This window comes from Thermobrachium celere DSM 8682, from assembly GCF_000430995.1.
In the GTDB taxonomy this organism is placed as follows: Bacteria; Bacillota; Clostridia; order Clostridiales; family Caloramatoraceae; genus Thermobrachium; species Thermobrachium celere.
This window is the reverse complement of sequence record NZ_HF952039.1, coordinates 186,161-192,858: the sequence shown is the minus strand read 5'-3', so window position 1 is coordinate 192,858 and position 6,698 is coordinate 186,161. Positions and strand designations below refer to the sequence as shown.

The following is a 6,698-nucleotide window of genomic DNA, read 5'->3' as shown; positions in this document are numbered from 1 at the left end:
GACCGGGATGGACGAACCTCTGGTGCACCAGTTGTCGCGCCAGCGGCACAGCTGGGTAGCCATGTTCGGATGGGATAAGCGCTGAAGGCATCTAAGCGCGAAGCCCACCTCAAGATGAGATTTCCCATAGCGTTAAGCTAGTAAGACCCCTGGAAGAACACCAGGTTGATAGGCCAGAGGTGTAAGCGTCGTAAGGCGTTTAGCTGACTGGTACTAATAGGTCGAGGGCTTGATCATACAGGCTGTGCAGTTTTGAAAGAACTAATCCGGTGACTATGCCGCGGAGGAAACACCCTTTCCCATTCCAAACACGTTATTTAACCGCGGGCCGATGACACTGCACTAATGCGGTGTGGGAGAGTAGGTCGCTTAAAGATAGTATGGCCCCTTGGTCAAGTGGTTAAGACACCACCCTTTCACGGTGGTAACAGGGGTTCGAATCCCCTAGGGGTCACCACCATGCGGGTGTAGCTCAATGGTAGAGTCCCAGCCTTCCAAGCTGGTTGTGTGGGTTCGATTCCCATCACCCGCTCCATAAGTCTTAGAGAATTATCTCTAAGGCTTTTTTATTTTTTGTTAAAAGATTTCAGAATATTATTAATGTATAGTATAATTGATATTTGGGGGGATGTTGGATGAAAAAGGTTGTTTTAATTGCAGGAACAGAACATACAAGGGAGACACTACATGAACAATTAGAAAGTTACATAGGTGGTATTGCTCAAGTTGAATCATATGCTATAGATAAGGGGATAAAAGATAAAATTAAAGCTGATATAGTAATAATTTCAACAAGTTTAATATATAATGAAGCTATTCTATTTATTGAAGGAGTATCTAAAGTTATAGTAGCAAGAAGAGTTTTAAATTATAAGATTATAGAAAACTTGCTTTTTATTCCAGAGGGTGAAAAGGTTCTTTTTGTTAATGATTGTAAAGAAACAACTCAAGAATGTATAGATTGGCTTAAAAAGTTAGGATTAAACCATGTTGAATATATTCCATATTATCCAGGATGTGAATTAAAGGAAAAGATAAATTATGCAATTACTCCTGGAGAGATTGATATTGTTCCTAAGGATATAGCAAATATAATAGATATAGGTCCGCGACTTATAGATATAGTAACTATAGCTGAAATATTAAAGGAACTGAATGTATATGATGAGAAGTGGGAAGATGCTACTATAATGTACCTAGATAAAATAGTTAGTTTGGCTAAGAAATTTGCTGATATTTCAAAAGAAAAGACTAGGGCATTCAATCATATAAAAGTTGTTATGGATGGGATGAAAGAAGCTGTTTTAGCTTTTGATAATAAAGGCAAAATTATTGTATCTAATGAGAATTTAAAGTTTATTGTGGGTGCAAAAGGAAATATAGTTGGTAAAAGTATTAGAGAAATTTTTGCGGGTAACAATATAATAGAATTTTTATTATCCTGTGATAAAGAAGCATCAAATTTATTTGAAATAAGAGGAGAAAAATATATCATTACTAAATTTATTCTTGATAAAGACAATATAAGTATTGCAACTTTGAAGAGCCAAAAGGATTTAGAAGAATTAGAAAAGCAAATGTTAAAGGATTTATATAGAAAAGGTTACTATGCAAAGTATTCATTTGAAGACATTATAGGAAATAGCATAGAAATCAATTATATTAAAGACATAGGGAGGAAAATAGCAAAGAATGATCTAACAGTTTTGATAGAAGGTGAAAGTGGAACAGGAAAGGAATTATTTGCTTCAGCAATTCACAATGAATCTATGAGAAAAAATAAGCCTTTTGTTGCTGTAAACTTTTCATCACTGCCTGAAAATCTTGCAGAAAGTGAGCTCTTTGGTTATGAGGAAGGGGCCTTTACAGGTGCCTTAAAAGGTGGAAAAAAAGGATTATTTGAGCAGGCTGATGGAGGAACAATATTTTTAGATGAAATTGGAGATGCATCACTTAAACTACAGACGAAACTTTTAAGGGTATTACAGGAGAAAGAGATAATGAGGATTGGTGGGAATAAGATTATTCCTATAGATGTAAGAGTAATTGCAGCAACAAATAAAAATTTAAGGGAATTAGTTGAAAAAGGAGAGTTTAGAGAAGATCTTTATTATAGACTAAAAGTTATGTATATTAAGCTTCCACCTTTAAGGCAAAGAAAAGAAGACATTAAAGTATTATTAGATTATTTTATATCTAAAAAAGATAAAGGATTAAAAATAAAGGATGAAGTAGTTAATATATTAATAAACTACAATTGGCCTGGGAATATTAGAGAACTTAAAAATTTAGTAGAGTATATGGTGGCAGTTTGTAATGGCAGTGAAATTGATAAAATGGATCTCCCTTTGGATATGTTGCACTATGATAATATGTTAAGGCAGGATTTAAAATTAATATTAGATATAATTGAAGATTTAAGAAAAAGGGGAGAAAATGCAAGTAGAAGAAAGATTGAAAGGATATGCAGAGAAAAGGGCATAAATTTAACGGAACAAATGATAAGAACAAGACTTAAAGAATTGGAGAAAATGGGATATGTAAAATCCCAAAAAGGAAGAGTAGGGACTATGCTTTTATGATAATGTAAACTTATACAACCTATAATAACCCATATTTAACCCAAATAAGCCTTTAATATAAAACAGTGTTTATTAAGTGTTTTATATTAAAGGCATTTATTTTTTAGAAATTTGGCATTGTATTTGCTATAACATTAATAAAAAAATATGGGGGGATAATATGTCAAGTACAAACACATCTATTCAAAGTGAAATAAAGACAGTGGAGAATAAGACGGTTAAGGTCCCACACACATATATCATCATATTTTTCGTAGTTTTATTTGCATGGTTACTAACATTATTGCTTCCTGTAGGAAAATTTGAAAAGACAGAAGTAAAGTATATGGTAAATGGAAAGGAAAAAACAAAGACAGTAGTTCAAGCAGGTTCATTCCAATATGAAAAAAACGACAAGGGAGAAGTTGTAAAGAAACCAGCAAAATTATGGGGTACAGAAGATTTTGGTGGTTATGGAATGCTCAATTATGTATTTGAAGGAATGGTAAGAGGAGATAAGTGGGGAGCAGCAGTAGGAATTATAGCATTTATACTAGTGATTGGTGGAGCTTTTGGAATTATTCTAAGAACTGGAGCAGTTGATTCAGGAATACTCAAAATGATTAAGATAACAAATGGCAAGGAGTTTTTAATACTACCTGTTTTGTTTGTTCTTTTCTCATTAGGTGGAGCTGTTTTTGGAATGGGAGAAGAGACAATACCTTTTGCTCTAATAATTATTCCTCTAGTTGTTGCAATGGGATATGATGCAGTTGTTGGAGTTCTTATAACGTATGTTGCAAGCCAAATAGGATTTGCTACATCATGGATGAATCCATTTAGTTTAGCTGTTGCACAGGGGGTATCTGGTATACCTGTATTTTCTGGAGCACAGTTTAGAATGGTTATGTGGGCAGTATTTACTTTAGCAGGTTTGCTTTATACATTAAGATACGCTAAAAATGTTAAGAAGAATCCTGAAAGTTCAATTGCAAAAGAAGCAACAGAATATTTTAAAAAGAATATGAAAACAGATGTAGAAGATGTTGAATTTAATTTAGGACATAAACTCGTACTTCTTATACTATTATTAGGTATAATTTGGGTTGTTTGGGGAGTTACAAAGAAGGGATATTATATACCAGAAATTGCTTCTCAGTTCTTTGTAATGGGATTATTATCAGGTATTATAGGGGTAATATTCAGATTAAATAATATGACTGCCAATGATATTGCAGATTCATTCCAGAGGGGGGCAGCAGATTTAGTAGGTGCTGCTTTAGTTGTTGGTATGGCACAAGGTATTTTAATAATTCTTGGAGGCACAGATCCAGGAACTCCAACAGTATTGAACACAATATTAAATTCTTTATCAAATGTAGTTGGTAAACTTGGTGGTGCTTTTGCAGCTTGGTTTATGTACCTTTTCCAATCTGTATTTAATTTCTTTGTTGTATCTGGTTCTGGACAGGCTTCCATAACAATGCCTATTATGGCACCACTTTCTGATTTAGTAGGTGTTACAAGACAGGTTGCTGTTTTAGCATTTCAACTTGGAGATGGTCTAACCAACATAATTGTCCCAACATCAGCTTGTTTAATGGGTGTACTAGGAGTTGCTAGAGTTGATTGGGGAAGATGGGCTAAATGGCAAATTAAAATGCAGCTATTCTTATTTGCATTAGGATCAGTTTTCGTACTTGTTGCACATTTCATAGGTTTTAATTAAAAATAGGGGGCTTATGCCCCTATATTTATATAAAAGAGGTGGATAGTATGATAAAAATTATAAAAAATGTTGATATTTATATGCCACAATATATTGGAAAAAAAGATATATTAATTGTTGCAGATAAAATTTTAAAGGTAGATAAAGATATTGTAATAGATGGAGTAGAGGTTGAAATAATCGATGGAGATGGAAAAAAGGCTCTTCCTGGGTTTATAGATTCCCATGTTCATATAACTGGAGGTGGAGGAGAAGGAGGATATAAGACAAGGACACCTGAAATTGTTTTATCAGACATAATAAGAGGGGGGATAACAACAGTTATAGGAACATTAGGGACAGATGGAATAACACGAAGTCTTGAAAATTTGTATGCTAAAGCTAAAGCATTAGAAGAGGAAGGTGTCACAACATTTATATACACTGGATCCTATAGAGTTCCGCCTATTACATTTACAGGCAGCATAATGAAGGATTTAATTCTTATCGATAAAGTTATTGGAGTTGGAGAAATTGCATTGTCGGATCATAGATCATCACAACCAAGTCTAGATGAATTAAAAAGGTTAACAGCTGATGCAAGAGTTGCAGGTATTTTATCAGGAAAAGCAGGTATAGTAAACATTCACATGGGAGATGGAAAGGCTGGGCTTGATGCATTAATTGAAATAGTTGAAACAACAGAAATTCCAATAACACAATTTTATCCTACTCATGTAAATAGAAATCCAGATCTTTTTAATCAAGGTTTAGAATATGCAAAAATGGGAGGTTTTATAGATTTTACTACTAGTTCAGATCCAGTATTTTATGAAGAAGGAGAAGTTAAGGCAAGTATTGCTTTAAAAATTTGTATAGAAAAAGGTTTAGAAGACAATGTAACGCTTACATCGGATGGTCAAGGAAGTCTTCCTAAATTTAATGATAAAAGAGAATTTATAGGACTACAGGTTGGAAGGGTGACGTCGCTGTATAATGAAGTTAGAGATGCTATTTTGGATGGAGTCCCTATAGAGAAGGCAATTAAGTTTATTACAGTAAATCCTGCGCGAATTTTAAAACTTAAAGGTAAAGGACAAATTAAAGAAGGATATGATGCAGATATAGTTTTAGTGGATGAAGATTATTGTATAAATGATGTTATTTCAAAAGGGAATATTATGATGAGGGATAAAAAATTAGAAAAGGTAGGAACTTTTGAGTAAAAATAAAGGCATTCAAAGAATGCCTTTATTTTTAGTTATATATATTTATTTACTTGATATAGTTTTATTTATTATGTACTATAGTTATATAGAAAATCTGCAGAAAAGGAGAAAGACATGAAAAGTAGGATTAAGAAATGGGTTTTAGTAGTAATTTGGATGGTAATTATATTTATGTTTTCAAGTCAAAACTCTGATCAATCTAGCAAAAATAATGAGTTTATAGTATACATATTAAACTTATTAGGCTTGGATGTTAATTCTATTTTTAATGGCAATGCTGATTTTGTAATAAGAAAACTAGCACATTTTACAGAGTACTTTATTCTATATTTTTTATTATTTAATGCATTAAAGGAAGATTTATATTTTAAACCAAGCTTGTTAACTGCTTTTATAATAACATTTCTATATGCTGCTTCTGATGAATTTCATCAGAGATTTGTTCCAGGTAGAGGGCCTTCCTTTAGAGATGTTCTTATAGATACTTCAGGAGGATTAGTTTGTATGGCTATCATATATTTTAGAAGATATATAAGTCGCCACATTAAATAGGGCGGCTTATAATTTTTAAAGATATACTACAACTATACCTTGAGTATCATATAAAGATTTATTAAGAAATAAAAAGAAAAATAAAGAATTAATAAAATATATTTTTATATTTGTTATTTTTAATTATGAAGAAGATTAAATCACATGGTATTATGTAAAAGTCGCTTGCGGGGAGCAGCGATGAAAAGAAAAAATAAAAAAGATGTTGACAAAATGAAAAAAGACGTGATAACATAAATAAGCGTCGACGGTCCTTGAAAACTGAACAGCGAGAGCGAACGTACTTTGAAGCTCAGGTTAGAACATGAGAGTTTGATCCTGGCTCAGGACGAACGCTGGCGGCGTGCCTAACACATGCAAGTCGAGCGGAGGGGATAGGAGCTTGCTCCTTGAACCTTAGCGGCGGACGGGTGAGTAACACGTGGGTAACCTGCCCTTGAGAGGGGGATAACAGGTCGAAAGGCCTGCTAATACCGCATAACGCTAAGATGCCGCATGGCGTCTTAGCCAAAGGTTAATTCCGCTCAAGGATGGGCCCGCGGCCCATTAGCTAGTTGGTGAGGTAATGGCTCACCAAGGCGACGATGGGTAGCCGGCCTGAGAGGGTGGTCGGCCACACTGGGACTGAGACACGGCCCAGACTCCTAC

4 protein-coding genes, 2 tRNA genes and 2 other annotated features (1 of these 8 cut by a window edge) are annotated in these 6,698 nt (G+C 34.0%); all 6 genes read left to right on the top strand.

The window, feature by feature from the left end; translation table 11 throughout:
* Positions 1-237 (top strand) — a sequence feature (mutual gap in cmsearch alignment for this rRNA model is longer than 100); it begins 2,909 nt to the left of the window's first position.
* 145 nt (positions 238-382) lie between these two features.
* The 6 genes from TCEL_RS12465 to TCEL_RS12440 all read left to right on the top strand — a co-directional run bounded on the left by TCEL_RS12465 (position 383) and on the right by TCEL_RS12440 (position 6,050).
* Positions 383-457, top strand: a tRNA-Glu gene (locus TCEL_RS12465).
* A 4-nt stretch (positions 458-461) separates the two neighbouring features.
* Positions 462-535 (top strand) — tRNA-Gly (locus TCEL_RS12460).
* Positions 536-635: 100 nt separating this feature from the next.
* A complete protein-coding gene (locus TCEL_RS12455; RefSeq protein ID WP_018666631.1) occupies positions 636-2,582 on the top strand; it encodes a sigma-54 interaction domain-containing protein in 1,947 nt (648 codons plus the stop codon).
* Between the two features lie 160 nt (positions 2,583-2,742).
* Positions 2,743-4,290 carry a putative basic amino acid antiporter YfcC gene (gene yfcC / locus TCEL_RS12450; protein WP_018666629.1) on the top strand — a complete coding sequence of 516 codons (1,548 nt, stop codon included), beginning with the start codon at positions 2,743-2,745 and terminating at the stop codon, positions 4,288-4,290.
* A gap of 47 nt (positions 4,291-4,337) precedes the next feature.
* Positions 4,338-5,495: a beta-aspartyl-peptidase gene (gene iadA / locus TCEL_RS12445; protein WP_018666627.1), complete on the top strand. Its 1,158-nt coding sequence runs from the start codon at positions 4,338-4,340 to the stop codon at positions 5,493-5,495.
* Between the two features lie 117 nt (positions 5,496-5,612).
* Positions 5,613-6,050 carry a VanZ family protein gene (locus tag TCEL_RS12440; RefSeq protein ID WP_018666624.1) on the top strand — a complete coding sequence of 146 codons (438 nt, stop codon included), beginning with the start codon at positions 5,613-5,615 and terminating at the stop codon, positions 6,048-6,050.
* A gap of 358 nt (positions 6,051-6,408) precedes the next feature.
* Positions 6,409-6,698, top strand: a sequence feature (16S ribosomal RNA rRNA prediction is too short).